Here is a 22,210-nt window from a genome sequence, read left to right as displayed (position 1 = left end):
CTCAGCGCGCATGGGCTCATGGTGGGTGATCATGGGTCTTTCCGATCCGCCGCAGGATTCGGCCATGCACGGAAGGATCACGATGACAGCAGCCAGCACGGGCGCTCAAAACGAGTCTCAGGCACTTGGCGATCTCGCTGCCCGGCAGCTCGCCAACGCGACCAAGACCGTCCCCCAGCTCTCGACGATCACGCCCCGCTGGCTGCTGCATCTGCTCAGCTGGGTCCCGGTGGAAGCGGGCCTGTACCGGGTGAACCGGGTGGTCAACCCCGAGCAGGTCGCGATCAAGGCCGAGGAGGGGGCCGGCACCGAAGAGCCGCTGCCCGAGACCTACGTCGACTACGAGACCAGCCCGCGCGAGTACACGCTGCGCACGATTTCGACCCTGCTAGACATTCACACCCGCGTCTCCGATCTGTACTCCAGCCCGCATGACCAGGTCGCCCAGCAGCTGCGGCTGACCATCGAGACCATCAAGGAGCGCCAGGAATTCGAGCTGTCAACAGCCCGGAGTACGGCCTGCTGGCCCAGGCGACTCCCGAGCAGACGATCCGGAGACTCGGCGGTGCGCCGACGCCCGACGACCTGGACGCGCCGATCACCAAGGTGTGGAAGACGCCGAGCTTCTTCCTGACCCACCCGCTGGGCATTGCCGCGTTCGGGCGGGAGGCCACCTTCCGGGGTGTGCCGCCGCCGGTGGTGAGCCTGTTCGACGCGCAGTTCATCACCTGGCGGGGCATCCCGTTGATCCCGTCGGACAAGGTGCCGGTCGAAGACGGCAAAACCAAGTTCATCCTGGTGCGCACCGGCGAGGAACGTCAGGGCGTGGTGGGACTGTTCCAGCCCGGCCTGGTCGGCGAGCAGGCCCCGGGGCTCTCGGTGCGGTTCACCGGCATCAACCAGTCGGCGATCGCCACCTACCTGGTCACTCTCTACACGTCCCTGGCCGTCCTCACCGACGACGCGCTCGCCGTGCTCGACGACGTCGCCGTGGACCAGTTCCATGAGTACAAGTGAGTACGGGTCGGTAGACGCCGAAAGCGAGCTGCCGATCAGCGCCACGGAACTCGCGGCGCTGGCCACCCAGCTGTACGCCGCCAGCATCCGGCCGGGGCCGGACAGTCCGCCGCAGGCGGTACCGGTGGCTCCGCGCGGCAGCGTGCCGGATGCGACCGCGGCGACGTCGGTCGCCGACCCCTACCTGCCGCCCGGTGACTTCAGCGCGTTCGCGGTGCCCAGCCAGGGCATCGTCCCGACGGTGCCCGGCGTGCTGGCCACGGCGGCGCCGACCGTTCCGGTCGCCCCGCGCGGCTCGGCGCCTTATTCGGGGATCGGCTGGTTGCCGGAGGCGCCGTCGATTCCCGACCTGGGCTGGTCCGGCACGGTTCCGGTGGTACCGAACGCGCCGGCCGGCGACGACCACCACTACTACTTCCTTACCGACACCGATCCGGTCCCGCAGCTTGCCGACGACCATGAGATCTTCGACGTTGACGCGGTGCGGGCGGACTTCCCGATCCTGAAGGAAACGGTCAACGGCAAGCCGCTGATCTGGTTGACAACGCGGCGACCACCCAGAAGCCGCAGGTGGTGATCGACCGACTCGCATACTTCTACGCCCACGAGAACTCCAACATCCACCTACGCCCACGAGAACTCCAACATCCACCTACGCCCACGAGAACTCCAACATCCACCGGGCCGCCCACGAGCTGGCGGCCCGGGCAACCGACGCCTACGAAGAAGCCCGCGAGACCGTGCGGCGGTTCATCGGCGCCGAGAAGGCCGAGCAGAACATCTTCGTGCGCGGCACCACCGAAGCGATCAACCTGGTCGCCTACGCGTGGGGCGGCAAGCAACCTGGGTCCCGGCGACGAGATCGTCATCACCCATCTCGAACACCACGCCAATATCGTTCCGTGGCAACTGCTCTCGCAACAGACCGGCGCGGTGCTGAAAGTCGCCCCGGTCGACGACGCGGGCAATCTGCTGCTCTCGGAATTCGAGGACCTGCTCGGACCGCGCACTAAGTTGGTTGCCGCGACTCATGTTTCGAACGCCAGGCACGGTGACGCCGGTCGAGAAGATCGTCGAGCTGGGTCACCGCTACGGGGCGCGAGTGCTGATCGACGGCGCACAGTCGATTCCGCACCTGCCGATCGACGTCGCGGAACTCGGAGCCGACTTCTTCGTGTTCTCCGGCCACAAGATTTACGGCCCCACCGGGATCGGCGTGCTGTACGGGAGTGAAGAGGCGCTAGCGGAGACGCCGCCCTGGCAGGGCGGCGGCAACATGATCGCCGATGTGACGCTGGAACGTTCATTGTACCAAGGCCTTCCGAACAAGTTCGAGGCAGGCACCGGGAACATCGCCGATGCGGTCGGTCTCGGTGAGGCGCTGCGCTATGTGGAGCGCGTCGGCATTGAGCGCATCGCCGCCCACGAGCACGCCCTGCTCGATTACGCGACTCCGCGGCTGGCGGACATCCCCGGGGTGTGCCTGGTGGGCACCGCGACCGAGAAGGCCAGCGTGCTGTCGTTCGTGCTCGCCGGGCATGAACCGCTCGAGGTGGGCAAGGCCCTCAACGCCGAGGGCATCGCGGTGCTCGTTGGCGGCCACCGCCGATGCGGTACGGCGCTACCCGAACGAACTGCTGCGCCTGATCACCGAGATGGGGATGGGCACCGGCGCCCTGGCGGTGATCGGCGGCACCGTCGGCATCATCGGGTTCTTGACCCTGACCACCGGCGCACTCGTCGCCGTGCAGGGATACGACACGCTGTCCAACATCGGTGTCGAGGCGCTGACCGGCTTCCTGTCGGCGTTCCTGAACGTTCGGATGATCGCCCCCTGCACGGCAGGGTTGGCGTTGGCAGCCATGATCGGAGCCGGCGCGACCGCGCAATTGGGCGCGATGCGCATCAACGAGGAGATCGACGCGCTGGAAGTGATGGGGATCCGGTCGATCACCTACCTGGCCTCCACGCGGATCATTGCCGGCGTCCTCGTCGTCGTCCCGCTGTATGCCGTCGCGGTGTTGATGTCGTTCATCGCGGCGAAATTCCTAACGATCTACGCCTACGGTCAATCCCGCGGCGTCTACGAGCACTACTTCTCCACCTTCCTGCGTCCCAACGACTTGATGTGGTCGTTTCTGTCGGCCCTGACGATGGCGACGGGCGTGATGGTGGTGCACACCTACTACGGCTTCACCGCAACGGGTGGTCCCGCCGGAGTGGGGGAGGCCGTCGGTCGGTCGGTGCGGTCGTCGATGATCGTCACGGTGTTTGTGTGCCTGATGATCTCGCTGTCCGTCTATGGGCAGTCCGGAAACTTCAACCTGTCGGGGTAGTCCGATGAGCAACCATAAAAGTGGGCAGGCACGGCCAAACCGAGTGCGAAGCAGCAGGATTGACCCGATCTGGTGGGCGCCGACCGTGTTCATCCTGGTCGCGGGGCTGATCGCGGTGACCGCCGGGGCGTTCTCCGGCAAATTCCAGGACTTCATCCCGCTGACGCTGGTGTCGGACCGGGCCGGATTGGTGATGGAACCGGGCGCCAAGGTGAAGTTGCGCGGGGTACCGATCGGCACCGTCGCCTCGATCGGCACCGACGTGAAAGCGGCTCAGTTGCAGCTGAGGATGGACCCGGGTCCGTTCAAGTTTCTGCCGAGCAACCTCGAGGCCGAGATCAAGTCGACCACCGCGTTCGGATCCAAGTACGTCGACCTGATCGTGCCCGACCGGGCCAGCCGGACCCCGTTGCGGCCCGGCGCGGTGGTGCGCTCACACAATGTCACCGTCGAAGTCAACACGGTTTTCCAGAACCTGCAATCCGTGGTCCAGGCGCTCAACCCGGCCAAGCTGAACGCGATCCTGTCGGCTTTCGCACAATCGGTGCGCGGCAGGGGTGATCGTCTCGGACAGGCGATCACCGATGCCGACAACATCCTGCTGACCGTCAACCCGCGCATGGATACCATCCATCGCGACTGGCAGCTGTTCGGCAAGATTGCTGCCGTCTATTCCGGAGCGGTGCAGGACATCCTGTCAGTCCTCGACTCCGCGACGACCACCAGCACCACCCTCACCGAAAACCAGCGGTCGCTGGACTCGCTGCTGCTGTCCGCGATCGGCTTCAGCCAGACCGGCATCAACGTCGTCGGCAGAAACGAACCCAACATCATGCGGTCGATGAGCCTGCTTGACCCAACCCTGACCCTGTTCGACAAGTACTCGCCGACCTACACATGCCTGTTCCAAAGTGCCCAGTGGTACGTCGACCACGGCGGACGAGATGCGCTGGGCGGATACGGATATTCGGTGATCCTGGACGCAGCGCTGCTCTTCGGTGACGACCCGTACCGGTTCCCGAAGCACCTGCCGAAGGTCAACGCCACCGGCGGCCCGGGCGGCAAACCCAGTTGCGGGTCGCTACCCGACCCGAGCGCTAACTTCCCGGTGCGCGCGCTGGTCACCGGCTGGGGCGCGGCGCCCAACGAGATCCGCACCAACGTCGCCGCCGGAAACCCTTGGTGGGCCAACTACTTCTCGACCACGAAAAATCCTCCCGAACCGCCACGCTAATTCTGGCGCGGGGGAGCCTCCGACATGAGACGCAAACTCTTTAGCATCATCGCGCGGGTCGCGATCTTCACGGTGGTGTGCCTGCTGTTCACCTTCACGCTGATCGCGCTGTTCGGGCAACCGCGCTTCGAGGACCGCGCCGGGTACCAAGCGGTCTTCACCAAACATCTCCGGGCTGAAATCCGGCAACTTCGTTCGTATCGCCGGCGTGGAGGTCGGCAAGGTCGGCGACCTCACCCTGCATCGCGACGGTACGGTCACTGTCGGCTTCGCGATCGACAAGGCGATCCGGCTCACCGAGGGCACCAAGGTGGTCGTGCGCTACGAAAACCTGATCGGTGACCGCTATCTCGCGCTCGAAGAGGCCCCGGGGCCACTACGGCGCTGCCGCCGGGATCGACGATTCCGCTGGCGCGAACCTCGCCGGCCCTCGACCTCGACGCGCTCATCGGGGGTTTTCGCCCGTTGTTCCGGGCGTTGGATCCCGATCGGGTCAACGCGCTGTCCGGTCAGTTGCTGCGAATCTTCCAGGGGCAGGGCGGAACCCTGGCCTCGGTGCTGTCGCAGACCTCGATGCTGACCTCGACGCTGGCCGGTCGCAGCCAGTTGATCGGCGAGCTGATCGCCAGCCTGAACACCGTGCTGCACACCTTCGCCGCGCGCGACCACGAGTTCTCCGACGGCCTGGACAAGCTGGCCCAGCTCGTGGAGGGCTTGGCGCAGCGGAAGGACGACATCTCCACGGGACTGGCGTATGTCAACGCGGCCGCCGGTTCGGTCGCCGATCTGCTGGTCCAGTCGCGCCAGCCGATCAAGGACGTGGTGCACCAGACCGACCGCATGTCCGCACAGGTGCTCGCGGACCGCGACTACGTCGACAATCTTCTCAAGGAGCTGCCCGACATCTATCAGGTGCTGGCTCGTCAGGGGCTGAACGGTGACTACTTCGGCTTCTACTTCTGCGAGGTGCTGCTGAAGCTCAACGGCAAGGGGGGCAACCCGATCTTCGTCAAACTGTTGGGCCAGCCCAGTGGGCGGTGCACGCCCCAATGAGAGTGCGGCCACCAGGCCGTCGAAGCCCGTTTGCGTTGGGACTGATGGGCACCGCCATCTTGGCCTGCATCACCATCGTCGCCTTTCAGTACAACAAGCTGCCCTTCGTCAAGAACACGGATGACTATGCCGCATATTTTTCCGAGGCGGGGGGCATCAAACCAGGTAATACAGTCCGGGTTTCCGGGATGGGAGTCGGCCGTGTTTCCGACATCCGATTGGAAAGCACCAAGGTTCGGGTCGGTTTCACCGTCCGCCAAGGCATCGAGCTGGGTGAGCGCACCGAGGCGGCGATCAAGACGGAAACGATTCTCGGCGCGAAGATGCTCGAGCTCACCCCGCGCGGGGAAGGTCACCTGTCGGGCACCATTCCGCTGTCACGCACCCACTCGCCCTATGACCTTCCCGACGCGCTGGGCGACCTGACCACCACGATCAGCGGCCTCGACACCGTCCAATTGTACTCGGCCTTAACGACATTGGCGGACACCTTCAAGGAGACACCGCCCAACCTGCATCCGGCACTGGAAGGTGTGGCCCGGTTCTCCGACACCCTCAACGATCGCGACGCGCAGCTGCGCAACCTGCTCGGCAATGCCAACAAGGTGTCGACGGTGCTCGGCAAGCGCAGCCAGCAGATCGCCGGTCTGGTCGCCAATTCCAATGCGCTGCTGGCGGCGCTGCTCGACGAACGCGACTCGCTGGATGCCCTGATGAACAACCTGACCGCGGTGTCGCATCAGATTTCCGCGCTGGTCGATGACAACAGGAGCCAACTCAAGCCGGCCCTGGACAAGCTCAACGGGGTGCTCGAAATCCTGGACAACCGCAAGGAAGACATCCAGAAGACCCTGCCCAAGTTCAAGCGGTATGCGATGTCGTTCGGCGAATGCCTGGGCTCCGGCCCGTTTTTCAAGGCCTATGTGGCCAACCTGATCCCCGGCCAGATCGGCGGGCCGGTCCTGGACGCGGACATGTACGACCGGTTCCTCGATCCCGACCAGAAGCTGCCCTCGGAGGCGGTGGACCCGCCAACCGGGACGCCACCCGTGCCGCCGGAGAACGCGCCGGGCCCGCTCTGGTCGCAGCCTCCGTCACCGCCGCCCTCGACACCGCCGGTGCGCACCATCCCGCCGCCCTCACCGCACGATTTCGACGGGCCATGAACATGAGCCGAGACACCCTTCGCAAGATCGCCGCGGTCAGCCTGGTGCTGACGCTGGCCGCGGCCTCGGTGCTGGTCGCCGGGAAGCTGTGGATAGGCGTCGAAAAGAACACGTACTCGGCGTATTTCACGGAGTCCAACGGCCTGTTCGTCGTCGACGAGATCCGCATCCTCGGCGTCGCCGTCGGTGTGGTGGACAAGATCGAGCCGCTGCCCAACAGCGCCAAGGTGACGTTCTCCGTCGACAAGCAGTACCCGATACTGGCCGACGCGCGCGCCGCGATCCTGTCGCCGTCGCTGGTGACGGCGCGAGCCATTCAACTCGTCCCGGCATATTCGGGCGGGCGCAAACTGGCCCCCGGCGCGTCGATTCCGCTGAACCGCACCGCGGTTCCGGTCGAATGGGACGACTTCCGCAAGCAGCTGGAAAAGCTGACCGAGGCCTTGCAGCCCAGCAGTCCGGGAGGAGCGAATTCCGTCGGTGAGTTCGTCAACTCCGCCGCGGACAACCTGTGCAGCCAGGGCGACACCGCGCGTGACACCGCGATCAAGCTGTCCCAGGCGATTTCGGCGCTCGGCGATCACGCCGACGACATCTTCAGCACGGTGCGCAATCTGCAGCTGCTGGTGTCCGCGCTGTACTCCAGCAGCGACCTGCTGGCCGCGTTCAACCAGAACCTGGCCAGCGTGACGACGGTGCTGACCAATAGCCCCAACGAAATCGGCAATGCGCTAAAGGCTCTCGACGGTGCATTGGCGGATGTCCGCGGCCTCCTCGCCGAGAACCGGGAGACAATGGGTGTCACGTTCGACCGGCTCGGTTCGATCACGACCGCGCTGAACGACAGCCGCGGCGACATCAAGCAGATCCTGCACATCGCCCCGACCGTGTTCCAGAACGTCCTGAACATCTACAACCCGCTCAGAGCGCGATGACCGGCATCTTGGCGCTGAACAACTTCGCCGACATCCCGCAGTTCATCTGCAGCTCGATCGAAGCCGCGTCCCGCGCCCGTCTGGCCCGGGTTTCGAAGCTGTGCCTGCAGTACATCAACCCGATCATCAAGAACCGCATCTACAACTACATTCCGGCGGGGATCAACCCGTTCGTCGGGGCACAGGCCCGCCCCAACGAGATCACCTACAGCGAGAACTGGCTTCGGCCCGGCTACTCGCCCCCTGAGGCAACCCCGCCGGCGCCCGACGCGGCACCATTGGTGGACGCAGCACCTCCGCCGGCCGAGCCGCCACCACCGCCGAGCGCCGGCATGAGCTCCACCGAGGTGCTGCGCAATCTGATGCTGCCGACGGGCCCACCCGCATGAGACGCGCGGTCGCCGCGATGCTCGGGCTGCTGTGCGTCGCCGCTCTGTCGGGATGCGGATGGTGCGGCCTGAATTCGTTCACCCTGCCCGGCACCTCCGGCGGAGGGCCCGGCGCCTACACGATCCAGGCGCAGATGCCCGACGTGGTGATCATTCAGCAGAACACCCGGGTTCGGGTCGACGACGTCAATGTCGGCAACGTCACCAACATCGAGCTGCAGGACTGGCACGCGCTGGTCACCATGCGGATCAACGGCGATGTCCGCCTGCCGGCCAATTCGACCGCCAAGCTGGGCCAGACCAGCCTGCTCGGCTCGATGCACATCGAGCTCGCACCGCCCACGGATGAGCCGCCCGTCGGCCAACCGACAAACGGCTCGGTGATCCCGTTGAGCCGGGCGAGCCTGTACCCGAGCACCGAGCAGACGTTGGCCTCGGTGTCAATCCTGCTCAACGGCGGGGGAATCGGGCAGTTGCAGGAGATCAACCAGGCCGTGGCCAAGGCGTTCGCCGGACGCGAAAACGACATGCGCAGCCTGCTGACCCAACTGGACGAGTTCATCGCCAATACCAACGACCAGACCGACGACATCATCGCCGCCGCCGAGAATGTCAACGTCCTGGCCGGGCAGGTCGCCGCCAAAGACCCGGTCGTCGACAAGGCGCTGATGACAGTGCCCAAGGCGCTGGCCGTATTGTCGGCCGAGCGCACCAAGATCGCCGAAACGATCGACCAGGTCGGCAAGTTCAGCGCTATCGCGGCCGACACGATTCACCAGAGTAGGGAATCTCTGGTCAACAATCTGCGCAACATCGCACCGGTACTGCGGTCGCTCGCCGATGCGGGCCCGTCGCTCACCAGAGGCCTGGACGGCCTGACGACCTACCCCTGGCCGGCGTCGACGGTGCGGAACTGGTTCCGCGGCGACTACGCGAACCTGACGCTGATCGTCGACTTGACCTTGAGCCGCATCGACCAAGGAATCTTCACCGGTTCGCGATGGGAAGGCAACCTCACCCAACTCGAACTGCAGTGGGGCGCACCATCGGCATGCAGCCCAGCCCCGTCACCGGCGGCAATCCGCTGACCTACCCCTACCACTTCGGGGGTACTAAATGCTGCGCCTCAATCGCCGGACCTGAATCCAGTTGGCCGTCTTGACGCTGGTGACCGTGATCTTGTGGCGCAATGGCATTCAACTCCATGAAGCTTCCTGCGACGTTGTTCGGGATCGGGGAGTACAACGTCACCGTCGACCTGCCGCGGTCGGGTGGTCTGTACCAAACCTCGGTCGTCACCTACCGCGGCACCGACGTGGGCCAGGTCAAGTCGGTCGACGTCACCGCCACCGGAGTGCGCGCGGTGCTCGCGTTGCGGTCCGGCGTCAAGGTGCCTGCAAATGTTCAGGCTTCGGTGCACAGCCGTTCGGCGGTCGGGGAACAATACATCGAATTGACGCCGCAGCAGGGACACGACGGCGAGCAGTCCCGGGCACTGCGGGACGGTAACGTCATACCGGCCGGCCACGTCGATGTGCCCGTCGACATCGGGCACCTACTCGACATGACCAACCGTGCGTTGCAAGCGATTCCACGGGACAACCTGCACACGGTGATCGACGAGACCAGCCGCGCGGTCGGCGGCCTTGGCCCCGAGCTGGCCCGAATAGTCGACGGCTCAACCGCATTGGCCACCGCGGGCGCCCAGACCATCGACCCGCTCGCGGCGTTGATCGACCAATCCCCGGCGGTGCTGAATTCACAGGTGCAGACCTCCGACGCGATCGCCAGATGGGCCAGCCGGACGTCGGCCTGATGGCACAGTTCAAGGCCCAGGACGCGGCGGTGCGAGATCTGCTGACGCACGGCACTTCCGGGATCGAAGAGGGACGAGCCTTGCTCGACCGGGTGTCGCCGGCCTTGTCGGTGTTGTTCGCCAACTTGGTCAGCCTCGGCGACATCGCCGTCGTCTACCGCCACGACATCGAACAACTGCTGGTGTTGCTCCCGCAGGGCATTGCGGCCATGGCGGCGATCATCGTGCCGAGCTCAAATACCAAGCAGGAGTATCGGGGCGCGCAGTTGGACTTCAACCTCAACCTCAACCTGCCGCCGCCGTGCACGACGGGGTATCTGCCCCCGCAACAGCGTCGGTCACCGGCCAGCGTCGACACTCCGGATCGCCCGGCGGCGGACCTGTTCTGCCGGCTGCCGCAGGACTTGGAGCTCAATGTAAGTGTTGTGCGCAACATTCCGTGTGAGGCCAAGCCGTGGAAGCGCGCCCCCACCGTCGAGCTGTGCGAAAGCGACGAAGAATACGTGCCGCTCAACGAGGGTTACAACTGGAAGGGCGACCCCAACGCCACCACGACGGGCCAGGGCGTGCCGATGTACCCGCCGGGCCAGGACCCGCGGCTGCCACCGCCGCGAGGAACGGCACCGTGGACCCCGCCGCTGTCCGTGACCACCTATGACCCGGCCACCGGTGACTACATAGGTCCCGACGGAAAGCGCTACACCCAGTCGGACCTGGCGCATCCGCGTGCCAAAAACTGGCAGTCACTTCTGGTGCCGCCAGGGTAGCAATGAAGGAGAAACATGGCCGACGAAAAAGTCACTGAGCCAACGGCTCCCGACGGCGACGCCGTCGAAGACGAAGCCGACGAGACTGCACGCCGGTTCGCCCGCTGGCGGCGGCGGGTCGGCGCTCCGCGGCTGTCCCGCGCCGGCGCGGCACTGGTCACCGGCGCCGCCGTCGTTGCGTTGCTGACCGGGTTGACCGGCTGGCTGGGATACACCGCCTACCAAAAGCGCCAAGCCCAAGCCCAGCGTGAGCAATTCGTCCAGGTGGCTCGCCAGGGCGCGGTGAACCACACCACGATCAACTACACCCAGGTCGATGCCGACGTGCAGCGAATCCTCGATCTGGCCACCGGGGCCTTCCGCGAAAACGTCGAGCAGCGGGCCAAGCCGTTCATCGAGGTCGTCAAGGCGGCACAGTCGAAATCGGAAGGCACCGTGACCGATGCCGGTCTGGAGTCCCAGCGGGGCGACTCGGCGCAGGTCCTGGTGGCAGTCGCGGTGAAGTCGCGAACCGCCGGTGGTGAAGAAGCGCCCCGGGAATGGCGGATGCGCATCGAGGGCCGCTCGGTCGGCGACGACGCCAAGGTGTCGAACGTGGTGTTCGTGCCATGACCACGCTCAAGGAAGAACCCACGGCTCAGATCCGCGACGAGGAGATCGTCGAGGACACAACAGAATCCGCCGAGGTCGACATCGCAGGCGAACTGCGGCGGGTCCCGTGGTCGCGGCTGCTCGCGTACGGGGTAATGCCGGCACTCGCGCTGCTACTGGCGGTGGGAGCGGGCTACTTCCGGTGGGTGGCCGGCTCCACCGACGGGCTGGCCACCGCACGCACCGAATCCGTGCGGGCGGCAAGCGATGACGCCGCCGCGCTGCTGTCGTACCACCCGGATTCGGCCGACAAAGATCTGGGCGCGGCACGGGAGCGGTTGACCGGCGAGTTCAAGGACGCCTACGGAGAATTGATCCGCCAGGTCGTGATCCCGGGGGCGAAGGAAAAGCACATCTCGTCGGTGGCCAAAGTGAGCGCGGCATCGCCGGTTTCGGCAACCGACAACCATGCGGTGGCGCTGTTGTTCGTCAACCAGACGGTGACGATCGGCGACGGTGCCCCCACCGATACTCAGCCGGTCATCAAGGTGACCCTGGACAAGGTCAATGGCCATTGGCTTGTCTCGCGGTTCGACCCGGTGTGATTCAGGTGAGCGGGTGGATGCGCCTACTGGTCGTCGTCGCGCTGCCGTCGACGCTGGCCAGCTGGGCGCCCCCGTCGGCGCACGCCGACAACAAACGCCTCAACAGCGCCGTCGTCTCCGCCGTCTACACGCTGCAGCATCAGGCGGGCTGCACCAACGACGTCATCCGAAACAATGCGCTGACACTGGCCGCCCCATGGCATGCCGATGACATGATCAACAACCGAAACATCAACGGCGACATCGGATCCGACGGATCTTCGCCGCAGGACCGCGCAAATGCCGCCGGATTCCGCGGCAAGGCCGCCGAGACGGTGGCGATCAATCCGGCCATCGCGATCAGCAGTCTGGAATTGGTCAACCAGTGGTACTACAACCCCGACGACATGGCCATCATCCGCGATTGCGCCAACACCAATATCGGCGTGTGGTCGGACAACAGCCTGGACCGCACCGTCGTGGTCGCCGTCTACGGTCAACCCGCGCTGCCGACGCGTTAGCCGGAGAACCCCGGTCGCGGTGGCGACGTAAGTCGTGAACGCGCGTCAAGGGCTACCAGACGGCCACCCCGGACGCAGGCCGGCCGGAATAAGGTGCAAAAGAATCGAAGATGAACACGAGTTGAGTCCGCCGTGACGGCATGGTTGCGTGCGCGTGTTGGCGACGAAATCCACTGGCGCATTGCCAAATTCGCGCATGGCGAGCGGTCGCTATCCTGCTAACCTACCTGTTAGCCATCATGCCGCGCTAACAGCGACGTAGGAGAACTCGGTCATGCTTGAAATATCAGACTGGGCAAAGGGGCCTTTCGCGGCCGTTGGGTCGATTCCCGCTTTCACGCAAGGGGACTACGAAAAAGGTGTACAGGGCCTAATAAATTCGGGTGGGTTCCTCGCGTACGCGGCCTACCGGTACAGGGGCAGTAAAGTAAACCAGGAAGCGTTTAAAGTAGAAACGAAGATCCTCTGGGCGGGCATCGTTTACATCATGGCCCTGCAGCTGCTTTACATGAAGGCGACCGACAGCGGAAAAGAATTCAACAGCGCCAAGGGCGACTTCGATGCAGCGGGTGAATCACTTGCGGCCGCCGCTACGCAGGCGTGGGGTGGATGGGTCGGCGACGCGGCCGACGCCTATAACGAGCAAAGTGATCTGCAGGCGAGTCGCGCGGCGAAAATGTCCGAGCATGACGCCGAGATTACCGCGATTTTGGCCGCGGAGTCCCGGCAGGTCAAAAGGTCGTACGTGAATCTCGGCTGGGAACAGACTGGTCTTACCCTCATGATCCCCATATGTTCCCTCCTTTTTGTGTCGGACCCAGTGCGATCACAGCTGATCCAACTAGCCGCGGTTGTGGCCGCCGTGGCGAAAAGCCTCGATATCGTCTCTGACATGATCTATCAATCGAAAGACAACGCCGACGCGATAAACGCGGTCATCGAAAAATACCGCGATTTGGGCGACGCGGCGGCGGCATCGCTACAAGCGGTTCGCCCCGGCATGATCGGTCAGGCCGCAATGGCCTCTGCCTCACAGACCACCGTGGGCCAGTTCGACAGCCTCAACACAGCTGCCCCGTTCGCCGCTGCGGCGACGGTATCCAAGAGTTCGGGCGGGCACGCGTCCCGGGTCGCAGGCGCCGAAAGCACTGCCGATCGCGCCGCGATTGTCAAAAGCGGTTATGTTGGGGGCAATTCCGGCCCGGCTTCCGAAGGCGAGTCGCAGACCCGGATCCCACCGGGGTACCCGATGCCCGCCGGGAGCCAGGCGGTGACCCGCCCATCCCGAGCGTCAACGCCGGCCGCGCAGTCGGTCGACTCGACGGCTCAGTCGCCGGCGTCCGCGGGAGGCGTCGTCGCGCAGGACGAGGCTGCCGCGGGCTCCGAGAGAGCAGAACGCGCACCCATCGTGGCTTGAGACGTCACCAAATCGGCGCCGGCGCCAGGTTTGGCTGGGCGCGTTTCTTAATGCCGCCCCAGTCAACTTGCGGCCAGTGGAAAAGCGAGTGTCGAGGAGGAAATCCATGACGGAGTTGGGCATTAATGCCCCGTATCTAACGGATTTGGCGAAGCAGCAGGACCGAGCCGCAGAAGAGATCGAGTCCGGGACGAAAGCAGTCGAGGGGGCTGCCGAGCAATTGTGGTATGACTATGGCCCCATCTGTGGGTATACCGCGCAAGCAATGACGGATTGCGAAAGCGTGCGGCGCAACGCCGGGAACACGATGAAAATGGTATCCGCGGCCCTGGCTGAGGATTTGCGCGATGCCGCCGCCGCGTATGTTGCGACCGATCAAGCGGCCCGCGGAGTTATCGACCGCCAAGTGGTGGGCGGCTGACCGTGTTTCGCCTAATCACAAAAGCCGCTCAAGGCCCAGAAGGAACGGCGGCATAGTGGACACCACACACCGTAGCGACGAATCCGGCGGCGGCATGCACGACGCCCTGGATTTCGGCGAAGAGTCCGGTTACGAAAGCGGCGCGGTTCTGGACTACGACGACGAGTCGGGCCGCCAGCCCAGCGAGCAGTCGCCCACCGACACTTGGCACGCCGACGAACAGGCCGAGCCCTCAGACTACGGACGCACCACCGACAGACGGCACGGCGACAGTGGCGAGACCGCGGACCCCAAGGCGCAGGACGAATTTCACTGGGAACGGACCACGGTGACCAACCGTCCCGAGACCGTGGTGGTAACCGCGTTCATGGACGGCAAGATCCAAAAGGTCGCGCCGTCACCGCATGTGGTGAGCATGACCGAGTCGGAGCTCGCAGCAGAGATACTCGTCCCGGGCGTGGCCAGTCAGAGGGCATCGTCGGTTTTGCACAACTTGCTATTCGAAAGCATGAAGGGGCAAGGGTTGGGGGTTGATGGGGCCTTGGCCGCCATCCTGGGACCTCGCTCCCTGGACTTGACCCCGCCGGAAGAGGCCGTCAAGGCGGAGGCAGAAGCCTTCGCCACCCGCTACACCAGCCACGATGACTGATCGCATGGCAACCTATTCATCGACCCACGACGCAAGCTCCCCTAGCGGAAGGACGGCCCATGAGCACCGAGATCGCTGCTGGATGAGGTGTTGCAGCAGACTCAGCACATTGGGTCGGCCGTGGACGAACAGCTGCACCAACTCAACACCAGATCATTCGACGGCACCGACGCAGCCAAAACCGTTGTCGTGACTCTCGATGGGCGCCAGCGGCTTGCCGGCCTGCGCATCGAAGACGGACTCCTTCGGCTGGGCGCCGATACGGTGGCGCGGCGCATCAACGAGGCGATACTCAACGCGCAGGCCGACGCGACCGCCGCCATCGAAGCCGACCAGCAGCGGTTCGTTGAACTGTTGGGCCACGCCGCCGATTCCCTGAAAGACATGTTGGGCGCTGGCGAAGCGAAATCGCGGTAGCGGCAACGATTTCGGCGGGCGTTGCACCTCTTATTCGTCACCGCCAACACGCTTGAGCGAGTTAGCCCGCCTCGGCGTCCAGCGGACCGTACTCGGCGACGACGTCGAAGTCGCGGGCCTGGTTCCCCAGCGCGCGCCAGCGCTCGCGGGTCAGGTGCTGCATGTAGACCTTGTCGCGCTGCAGGGGCGAGAACGCAAAATCGAGGTTGATGGGCAATCCCGCCCACGCGACCTGTCCCGCCGGCAATTCCTGGTCACCCGGGTAGTCGTCACTTGCCATCCGGACACCCCTTCGTCGAGTACGCACCAGTTGTTGAGCACATGGTGCGACGGCGATGTTTCAGCCACGGGTGTCCGGCGTTTCAGCCGTATTACGGCTTGCTAGTAGACGTCGCGGTGGTAGCGCTTTTTCGCGCTCAGCGATTGCACGTAGTCCTTGGCCGCATCCAGGTCGAAATTGCCGTGCTCGGCCGCGATCTCGCACAGCGCGTAGTCGACGTCCTTGGCCATCGGATCGGCGCTGCCGCACACATATAGCTGCGCGCCGTCCTGCAACCAGCTCCACAGCTGCGCGCTACGCTTGCGCATCAGGTGCTGGACGTAGACCTTCTCCTGCTGGTCCCGGGAGAACGCCAGGTCCAGCTCGGTGAGCAGTCCGTCGGCGTGCATTTTCTCGATCTCGTCGCGGTAGTAGTAGTCGGTCTCGGCGTGCTGCTCGCCGAAGAACAGCCAGTTGGGGCCGGTGTGACCGAGGGCCCGGCGCTCCTGCAGGAAGCCGCGGAACGGCGCGATGCCGGTTCCCGGGCCGATCATGATCATCGGCGTGTCCGACTCGCTCGGCGGCCGGAAATTGCTCGACGGCTGCAGGTAGACGGCGACCCGGTCGCCGGGGGAGCGGTCGGCGAGGTAGGTCGAGCACACCCCGCGGCGCGGGACGCCCTGGTAGTTGTAGCGCACCGGCAAGACCGTCAGGTGGGCTTCGCCCGGGCATTCCTTGGGGCTCGACGAGATCGAGTACAGCCGCGGTTGCAGGCGTTTGAGAACCCGCAGCCACTCGTGGGCCGACGCGTAGACCGGCAGCTGCGCCAGCAGGTCGACGGCCTGGCGCCGCCAGCACCAATTGCTCAGGGCGGTCTTGTTTTCCGGCTTCAGCAGCTCCGCGAGCTGCTGATCGCCGGTGCGCTCCTGCACGAACCGCACCAGGTCCCGGCTGATGTGGGCGATCTCGATCCGCTCGGTGAGCGCCGAGCGCAATGACATCAGACCGTGCTCGCCGACCTCGACCGGGGTCTGCCCGTTCAATCCGGTGACGGCCAGCCATTCGTCGACCAGCTGGTCGCTGTTACGCGGCCACACCCCGAGCGCATCGCCCGCTTCATAACTGGCGGTCTCGTCGGACAAGTCGAAGACGATCTGCCGCACGTCTTTTGCCGATTTCGGACCGCTGAGGGTGATGTTGCTGATCATGTCGGTGACCAGCGGGCGCTTCTTGTTGTACGCCGGCGCCTGGGGGCGGGGTGCCGGACGGGGCGCGGTCGTGGCGGGGGCCGGCGCCGGTGCACCGACGCGGGTGGGTGTGCGCCGCAACGCCTCGATGACTCCGCTCATCCACCCCGCGGCGGCGTCCTCGTAGTCGGGTTCGCAGTCGACCCGGTTGACGATGCGGGTGGCGCCCAGCTCCGCCAGCCGCTCGTCGAGCTTGCGCCCGTACCCGCAGAAGTCGTCGTAGTTGGAGTCACCCAGGGCCAGCACGGCGTAGCGGGTGTCGGTAAGCCGCGGTGCGCTCTCACTGGTCAACGCCCGCCACAGCGCGGCGCCGTTGTCCGGTGCGTCGCCGTCGCCGGTAGTGCTGGCGATCACCAACAGTTCTCGCGTCGCGGCCAGGTCGGCCACCGGGAAGTCGTCCATGCTGTGCAGCGCGACCGACAGTGCGGCCTCGGTGAGCTGGGCCGCACACGCGGAGGCGAGCTCCTCGGCATTTCCGGTCTGCGAGGCCCACAGCACCACGATCGGAGCCTGCTTCGGCGGGGCTTCGGCAGCGGGGGTCGGGGGCGGTTCGGCCGGTGCCTCGGCGGCGGGCGACGCCGGCGTCAGGGCCGGCATCGATGCCGGCGCCTCGGTACGGGCGAACATGCCCGCGAGCAGACCGTCGACCCACAGCCGGGTGTTGGTATCGAGTGGGGCGTTGAGCGGCAGGGTGGGCACCCCGGCGTTGCGGCGGCCGGCTTCCGTGCGCAGCCCGGCCAGCACCCCGGCCAGGTAGGTGCGGCCCAGCGGACCCAGCTGGGGCGCCGGTTCGTTTGCGACACCGAGGATTTCGGCGAGAGCGTCAACCTGTGACACGCTGATTTCCGTAACCTCCGTAGCTGCGGGATCTGCTGTGCCGGTGGTCACCGACGGCTCGGGCGCGACGACGGAATCCGATGTGGCGGAAACGATCTTGGTGACGGTAACCGCACACGCCTTGAACTCTGGCTGGAACGACACCGGATCCACCGCGTCGTTGGTGACCGCGTTGATGGACAGGTATTCGCCGAACGCGTCGTTCCAGTGGAACGGTGCAAAGCAATTGCCCGGCCACCCCCGGTCGGTGACCACGACGGGCAGTACGGCTCGCCCACGGCGCGAGGCGATCTCGGCCTGATCGCCATCGCCGAGGTCGAGCCGTGCGGCGTCGTCGGGGTGGATTTCGACGAACGGTCCCGAGTTGAGCTTGTTGAGCTTGGCGACCTTGCCGGTCTTGGTCATCGTGTGCCACTGGTGCGGCAACCGTCCGGTGTTGAGCAGGAACGGGTAGTCGTCGTTCGGCATCTCCTCGGGCGACAAGTGCGGGCGGGCGAAGAACATCGCCCGCCCGTTCGCGGTGGCGAACGCCAACCTGGGCACACTGCCGTCCTCGCGGACCAACTGAGTCTGGCTGACACCGTCGTTGCGGTAGCGGATCGGGTTGCGGTCGTCGCTGCCGTCGGGCGGGCAAGGCCACTGCAGCGGGGTCTGGCGCAGCCGGTCGTAGCTCGCGCCGCGTAGGTCGTAACCCGTCTTGGGATTCCAGAAGCGCTTGATCTCCTTGAACACGTCCTCGGCGGAGTCGTAGCTGAAGGAGTCCGAATAGCCCATCTCGCAAGCGATCCGGGCGATGATCTGCCAGTCCGGAAGCGCCTGCCCGGGCGCCGGCACGGCGGGTTGGAACAGCGTCATGTTGCGCTCGGAGTTGATCATCACGCCTTCGGATTCGGTCCACAAGGCGGCGGGCAGTAACACGTCGGCGTAGCCGTTGGTCTCGGTCTCCAGGAAGGCGTCCTGGGCGATCACCAGCTCGGCTTTTTCCAGGCCGGCCAGCACCGTCTTTCGATTGGCAACGCTGGCAACGGGATTGGTGCAGATAATCCAGCAAGCCTTGATCTTTCCGTCGGCCATGCGGGAGAACATGTCGATGGTTCCGGCGCCGACCTCGGTGCGCAGCGAGCCGCGGGGGATGCCCCACTGGTCCTCGACGAACTCACGGTCGGCCGCCGAGGTCACCACCCGCTGGCCCGGCAGACCCGGCCCCATGTAACCCATTTCACGCCCGCCCATCGCGTTAGGCTGCCCGGTCAGCGAGAACGGGCCGCTGCCCGGCTTGCAGATCGCGCCGGTCGCCAGGTGCAAGTTGCAGATCGCGTTGGTGTTCCAGGTGCCGTGGGTGCTCTGGTTGAGGCCCATGGTCCAGCAGGTGACGAAGTTCTCGGCTTCGCCGATCCAGCGTGCGGCGGTACGGATATCGTCGGCGGGGATGTCGGTGATCTTGCTGACTCGCTCGGGCGTGGAATGCTGGAGAAAACTCGGCATTTCGTCCCAACCCTCGGTGAATTCGGCGATGAATTCGGGGTCGGTGTGACCGTTTTCGACGATCAGGTGCAGCAGTCCGTTCAGCAGGGCGAGGTCGGTGCCAGACGAGATCTGCAGGAAGAGGTCGGCCTTGTCCGCGGTTGCGGTGCGGCGCGGGTCGACGACGATCAGCTTGGCGCCGGCCTTGACGCGGTCCATCATCCGCAGGAACAGAATCGGGTGGCAGTCGGCCATGTTGGCGCCGATGACGAAGAAGACGTCGGCCTTGTCGAAGTCTTGGTAGCTGCCGGGTGGTCCGTCCGCGCCCAGCGACAGCTTGTAGCCAGACCCCGCGCTGGCCATGCACAGCCGGGAGTTCGACTCGATCTGGTTGGTGCCGATGAACCCTTTGGTCAGTTTGTTCGCGAGGTACTGTGCCTCCAACGACATCTGCCCGGATACGTACAGGGCGAAGGCATCCGGGCCGTGCTCGTCGATGATGGCCCGCAACCGCTTGGCGGACTGGGTGATCGCCGCGTCGACGTCGATCTGTGCCAGGGATTCGCCGCGCTCGGCGCGCCAATAAGCCGAATCCATCCGGCCCGGTGCGGCCAGCATGTCCGCGGTGGTTGTGCCTTTGGTGCACAGCCGGCCGAAGTTGGCCGGGTGGCTTTTGTTTCCAACAGATTTCGTAACGTGACGGCAGTCGCTCTCCGGATCGGTTGTGACCTGCAACACCATGCCGCAACCGACGCCGCAGTAGGCGCACATGCTGTTCACGGTGTCTTGACCGTGCTCTGCAGCCACGCCTACGTCCCTCCTAACTTCAGCGCGCACCGGTCTATCCGCTAAATCGTGCGTCAAGGATGTTTCGGCATCGGGCGTCCGATGTTTCCGCCGTTTTACGGCTTGATCTCACCGGCTGGCGGCTCGAATGTGAGATGCCGCAGAAATCCATCGTCAAGCGCGTAGCCGCAGGTCAGCGTTGATCCGCGATGAGCGCCAGATTACCCGCGAAGTCTTCGGAATTTCCCCGCAGAACAGGGGTTCGGACCAAACGAATGGGACATTCACAGTTTTCGCTAAGCTCACATTGTGCGCCACCACTTTGTGATTTTTCTGGCCTTGTTGGCCGTGTCTTGCGGCGCGAAACCAACCGCATCGCCGGCGTCGCGGTCGGCGGATACCTGCAAGGAGTCCGACGGGCCGAGTGCGGAGACCATGCGCCGGGCGATCGCCGCGATTCCCGTCGAGGTCTTCGGTTCGAGTTGGGTTGAGATCGGCCGCGGGCACACGAAGAATTGCCGGTTGTATTGGGTGCAGGTCATCCCGACCATCGCCACCGAGTCGACTGCGCAGCAGCTCGTATTCTTCGACCACGACCGGCCGCTGGGCACTGCGACGCCAAACTCCAAGCCCTACATCACCGTTTTGCCCGACGGCGACAACGATGCGGTCACGGTTCAGTATCGATGGCAGACCGGGAACGACGAAGCCTGTTGTCCCAGGGGAATCGGTACCGTTAAGTTCCACATCGGTCCGGACGGCACGCTGCAAGCGCTGGGCAAGATTCCGCACCAATAGGTTTACCGCACACCAAGTTCCGGTATTCCGCGAGATTCGGCAGTGGTATCGAAGGGATTACAGTGCGGGCCAACATCCTTCGAACGGCAACGCGAGTGGGTGGGTCACGTCACCTCTCACACTGGGACCCAGAAGATCTTCAGGCCTGGGAGGCCGGTGGCAAGACGATCGCCCGGCGCAACCTGTTCTGGTCTGCCGTGATCGTGCACCTGGGCTATGCGACGTGGGCGCTGTGGCCGGTGATGGCACTGTTCATGCCCCGCGAGGTCTATGGCTTTTCCGCTGGCGACAAGCTGCTGCTCGGGACCACCGCAACGTTGGTCGGCGCATGCTTGCGGCCGACATATGCCGTGGCAACCGCGGTCTTCGGCGGCCGCAACCTGGCTATGTTCTCGGCGTTCGTGTTGGTGATCCCGATGATCGGCGCGATGGTGCTGCTTGCTCATCCGGGGCTCCCGTTGTGGCCGTACCTGGTGTGCGCGGGGCTATCCGGCCTGGGTGGCGGGAACTTCGCGGCCTCGGCAAGCAACGCCAACTCCTTCTACCCGCAGCGACTCAAGGGTGCGGCGCTGGGAATCGCCGGTGGGGTCGGCAACCTCGGCGTGCCGACGATCCAGATCGTCGGGCTGATCGTCATCGCCGCCGCGGGCGACCGGCAGCCGTATTGGGTGTGCGGCCTATACCTCGCCCTGCTGCTGATCGCGGGTCTGGGCGCCGCGTTCTTCATGAACAACGTCGCCCAGCACCGCGTGGAGCCGGGTCGGCTGCGAGCGATCTTGTCGGCGGTGGTGTCCACCCGCGACACCTGGCTGCTCTCGCTGCTGTATCTCGGGACCTTCGGGTCGTTCATCGGGTTCTCGTTCGCGTTCGCCCAGGTACTGCAGACCAGTTTCGTGGCCGGCGGGCAGACCACCTCCCGGGCCGCGCTGCATGCCGCCGAACTGGCCTTCATCGGACCGTTGTTCGCCGCGCTGTCGCGCATCTACGGCGGCCGGTTGGCCGACCGGCTCGGCGGCGGCCGCGTCACGTGCGCGGTTTTCGTCAGTATGGCTCTGGTCGCCGCGACGCTGATCACGGTCGGCACCATCGAGGATCCGCACGCGGGGCCGGTCAGCGGCGCGACGATGGCCGGCTACGTGGCCTGCTTCTTCGCCCTGTTCACCTTGGCCGGGTTGGGCAATGGCTCGGTGTACAAGGTGATCCCGACGATCTTCCAGACGTGCGGCCGGCATCTGGATATGAGCGAGACCGAGCAGCGTCAATGGTCTCGCGTGATCTCGGGCATCGTCATCGGCGTCGTCGCCGGCGTCGGGTCGTTGGGCGGCGCCGGGATCAACGTGGCGCTGCGACAGTCCTATGTCAGCGCCGGCACCATGACGCCGGCGTTCTGGATCTTCCTGTCCGGCTATATCGCTGCCGCAGTGCTGACCTGGGTCAGATACGTGCGCCGGCCGCCGAACGTGCCCGCCGACCGCGGCCTTGCCGATGCGGTCGACGGTGGTTGAA

General features: G+C 65.2%; 14 protein-coding genes and 6 pseudogenes. 18 read left to right on the top strand and 2 right to left on the bottom strand.

Translation table 11 applies throughout. From position 1 onward, the window contains the following. The first annotated feature begins 82 nt into the window (after positions 1 to 82). The 16 genes and pseudogenes from T428_RS29850 to T428_RS0120430 all read left to right on the top strand — a co-directional run bounded on the left by T428_RS29850 (position 83) and on the right by T428_RS0120430 (position 15,313). Positions 83 to 1,017 (top strand): annotated as a pseudogene (locus tag T428_RS29850) (family 2A encapsulin nanocompartment shell protein). Further along, positions 1,004 to 2,620 (top strand): annotated as a pseudogene (locus tag T428_RS29845) (aminotransferase class V-fold PLP-dependent enzyme); the annotation flags it as partial. The pseudogenes T428_RS29850 and T428_RS29845, both read left to right, overlap by 14 nt. Next, positions 2,556 to 3,353: an ABC transporter permease gene (locus T428_RS0120495; RefSeq protein ID WP_036468549.1), complete on the top strand. Its 798-nt coding sequence runs from the start codon at positions 2,556 to 2,558 to the stop codon at positions 3,351 to 3,353. The pseudogene T428_RS29845 and the gene T428_RS0120495, both read left to right, overlap by 65 nt. 4 nt (positions 3,354 to 3,357) lie before the next feature. After that, the gene (locus T428_RS0120490) at positions 3,358 to 4,587 is read left to right on the top strand and encodes an MCE family protein (RefSeq protein WP_084298817.1); all 1,230 of its coding nucleotides are present in this window, start codon (positions 3,358 to 3,360) and stop codon (positions 4,585 to 4,587) included. A gap of 24 nt (positions 4,588 to 4,611) precedes the next feature. After that, positions 4,612 to 5,640, top strand: a pseudogene (locus T428_RS29840) (MCE family protein). 44 nt (positions 5,641 to 5,684) lie between these two features. Next, positions 5,685 to 6,806, top strand: a complete 1,122-nt coding sequence (locus tag T428_RS0120480; protein WP_036468547.1) for an MCE family protein — start codon at positions 5,685 to 5,687, stop codon at positions 6,804 to 6,806. Then, positions 6,803 to 8,130, top strand: a pseudogene (locus T428_RS29835) (MCE family protein). Before T428_RS0120480 ends, T428_RS29835 begins: the two are co-directional and overlap by 4 nt. Then, positions 8,127 to 9,292: pseudogene (locus T428_RS29830) on the top strand (MCE family protein). Before T428_RS29835 ends, T428_RS29830 begins: the two co-directional pseudogenes overlap by 4 nt. Then, positions 9,274 to 10,713 (top strand): annotated as a pseudogene (locus tag T428_RS29825) (MCE family protein). Before T428_RS29830 ends, T428_RS29825 begins: the two co-directional pseudogenes overlap by 19 nt. A gap of 15 nt (positions 10,714 to 10,728) precedes the next feature. Continuing rightward, positions 10,729 to 11,325 carry a hypothetical protein gene (locus T428_RS0120460; RefSeq protein WP_025737953.1) on the top strand — a complete coding sequence of 199 codons (597 nt, stop codon included), beginning with the start codon at positions 10,729 to 10,731 and terminating at the stop codon, positions 11,323 to 11,325. After that, positions 11,322 to 11,909, top strand: coding sequence for a hypothetical protein (locus T428_RS0120455; protein WP_025737952.1), 588 nt, complete (start codon positions 11,322 to 11,324; stop codon positions 11,907 to 11,909). Before T428_RS0120460 ends, T428_RS0120455 begins: the two co-directional genes overlap by 4 nt. Positions 11,910 to 11,926: 17 nt before the next feature. Further along, positions 11,927 to 12,409, top strand: a complete 483-nt coding sequence (locus T428_RS0120450) for a CAP domain-containing protein (protein ID WP_036468575.1) — start codon at positions 11,927 to 11,929, stop codon at positions 12,407 to 12,409. A gap of 274 nt (positions 12,410 to 12,683) precedes the next feature. Further along, the gene (locus T428_RS0120445; protein WP_025737950.1) at positions 12,684 to 13,826 is read left to right on the top strand and encodes an EspA/EspE family type VII secretion system effector; all 1,143 of its coding nucleotides are present in this window, start codon (positions 12,684 to 12,686) and stop codon (positions 13,824 to 13,826) included. A gap of 106 nt (positions 13,827 to 13,932) precedes the next feature. Beyond that, positions 13,933 to 14,247, top strand: coding sequence for a type VII secretion target (locus tag T428_RS29820; protein ID WP_025737949.1), 315 nt, complete (start codon positions 13,933 to 13,935; stop codon positions 14,245 to 14,247). A gap of 55 nt (positions 14,248 to 14,302) precedes the next feature. Beyond that, on the top strand, positions 14,303 to 14,896 hold the full coding sequence (locus T428_RS31380) for a hypothetical protein (RefSeq protein ID WP_025737948.1): 594 nt from the start codon (positions 14,303 to 14,305) through the stop codon (positions 14,894 to 14,896). Positions 14,897 to 14,983: 87 nt separating this feature from the next. Beyond that, positions 14,984 to 15,313 (top strand): YbaB/EbfC family nucleoid-associated protein, encoded by a 330-nt coding sequence (locus T428_RS0120430; protein WP_025737947.1) that lies wholly within the window; start codon positions 14,984 to 14,986, stop codon positions 15,311 to 15,313. Between the two features lie 61 nt (positions 15,314 to 15,374). Here the strand turns inward: T428_RS0120430 and T428_RS0120425 are convergent, their stop codons facing one another. Next, positions 15,375 to 15,593 (bottom strand): hypothetical protein, encoded by a 219-nt coding sequence (locus T428_RS0120425; RefSeq protein WP_025737946.1) that lies wholly within the window; start codon positions 15,591 to 15,593, stop codon positions 15,375 to 15,377. A gap of 101 nt (positions 15,594 to 15,694) precedes the next feature. Continuing rightward, positions 15,695 to 19,891, bottom strand: a complete 4,197-nt coding sequence (locus T428_RS0120420; protein ID WP_036468569.1) for a bifunctional nitrate reductase/sulfite reductase flavoprotein subunit alpha — start codon at positions 19,889 to 19,891, stop codon at positions 15,695 to 15,697. A gap of 339 nt (positions 19,892 to 20,230) precedes the next feature. Here T428_RS0120420 and T428_RS0120415 point away from each other — a divergent pair, with 339 nt between their 5' ends. Together T428_RS0120415 and T428_RS29810 are read left to right on the top strand one after the other, a co-directional pair. Beyond that, a complete protein-coding gene (locus tag T428_RS0120415; protein WP_025737944.1) occupies positions 20,231 to 20,704 on the top strand; it encodes an LppP/LprE family lipoprotein in 474 nt (157 codons plus the stop codon). 62 nt (positions 20,705 to 20,766) lie between these two features. Next, complete coding sequence (locus T428_RS29810) at positions 20,767 to 22,209, top strand: MFS transporter (RefSeq protein WP_245605008.1); 1,443 nt, start codon at positions 20,767 to 20,769, stop codon at positions 22,207 to 22,209. Position 22,210 lies beyond the last annotated feature (1 nt).

This window comes from Mycobacterium genavense ATCC 51234, from assembly GCF_000526915.1.
Lineage (GTDB): Bacteria > Actinomycetota > Actinomycetes > Mycobacteriales > Mycobacteriaceae > Mycobacterium > Mycobacterium genavense.
This window is presented reverse-complemented; position numbering and strand designations above follow the sequence as displayed.

What these genes read in the sequence shown, in the direction of transcription:
- T428_RS0120425 (WP_025737946.1), bottom strand. Translation starts at nt 15,593, where the DNA reads ATGGCAAGTGACGACTACCCGGGTGACCAGGAATTGCCGGCGGGACAG.
- T428_RS0120480 (WP_036468547.1), top strand. Translation starts at nt 5,685, where the DNA reads ATGGGCACCGCCATCTTGGCCTGCATCACCATCGTCGCCTTTCAGTAC.
- T428_RS0120455 (WP_025737952.1), top strand. Translation starts at nt 11,322, where the DNA reads ATGACCACGCTCAAGGAAGAACCCACGGCTCAGATCCGCGACGAGGAG.
- T428_RS29820 (WP_025737949.1), top strand. Translation starts at nt 13,933, where the DNA reads ATGACGGAGTTGGGCATTAATGCCCCGTATCTAACGGATTTGGCGAAG.
- T428_RS0120495 (WP_036468549.1), top strand. Translation starts at nt 2,556, where the DNA reads ATGAACCGCTCGAGGTGGGCAAGGCCCTCAACGCCGAGGGCATCGCGG.
- T428_RS0120450 (WP_036468575.1), top strand. Translation starts at nt 11,927, where the DNA reads ATGCGCCTACTGGTCGTCGTCGCGCTGCCGTCGACGCTGGCCAGCTGG.
- T428_RS0120445 (WP_025737950.1), top strand. Translation starts at nt 12,684, where the DNA reads ATGCTTGAAATATCAGACTGGGCAAAGGGGCCTTTCGCGGCCGTTGGG.
- T428_RS0120460 (WP_025737953.1), top strand. Translation starts at nt 10,729, where the DNA reads ATGGCCGACGAAAAAGTCACTGAGCCAACGGCTCCCGACGGCGACGCC.
- T428_RS0120490 (WP_084298817.1), top strand. Translation starts at nt 3,358, where the DNA reads ATGAGCAACCATAAAAGTGGGCAGGCACGGCCAAACCGAGTGCGAAGC.
- T428_RS0120420 (WP_036468569.1), bottom strand. Translation starts at nt 19,891, where the DNA reads ATGTGCGCCTACTGCGGCGTCGGTTGCGGCATGGTGTTGCAGGTCACA.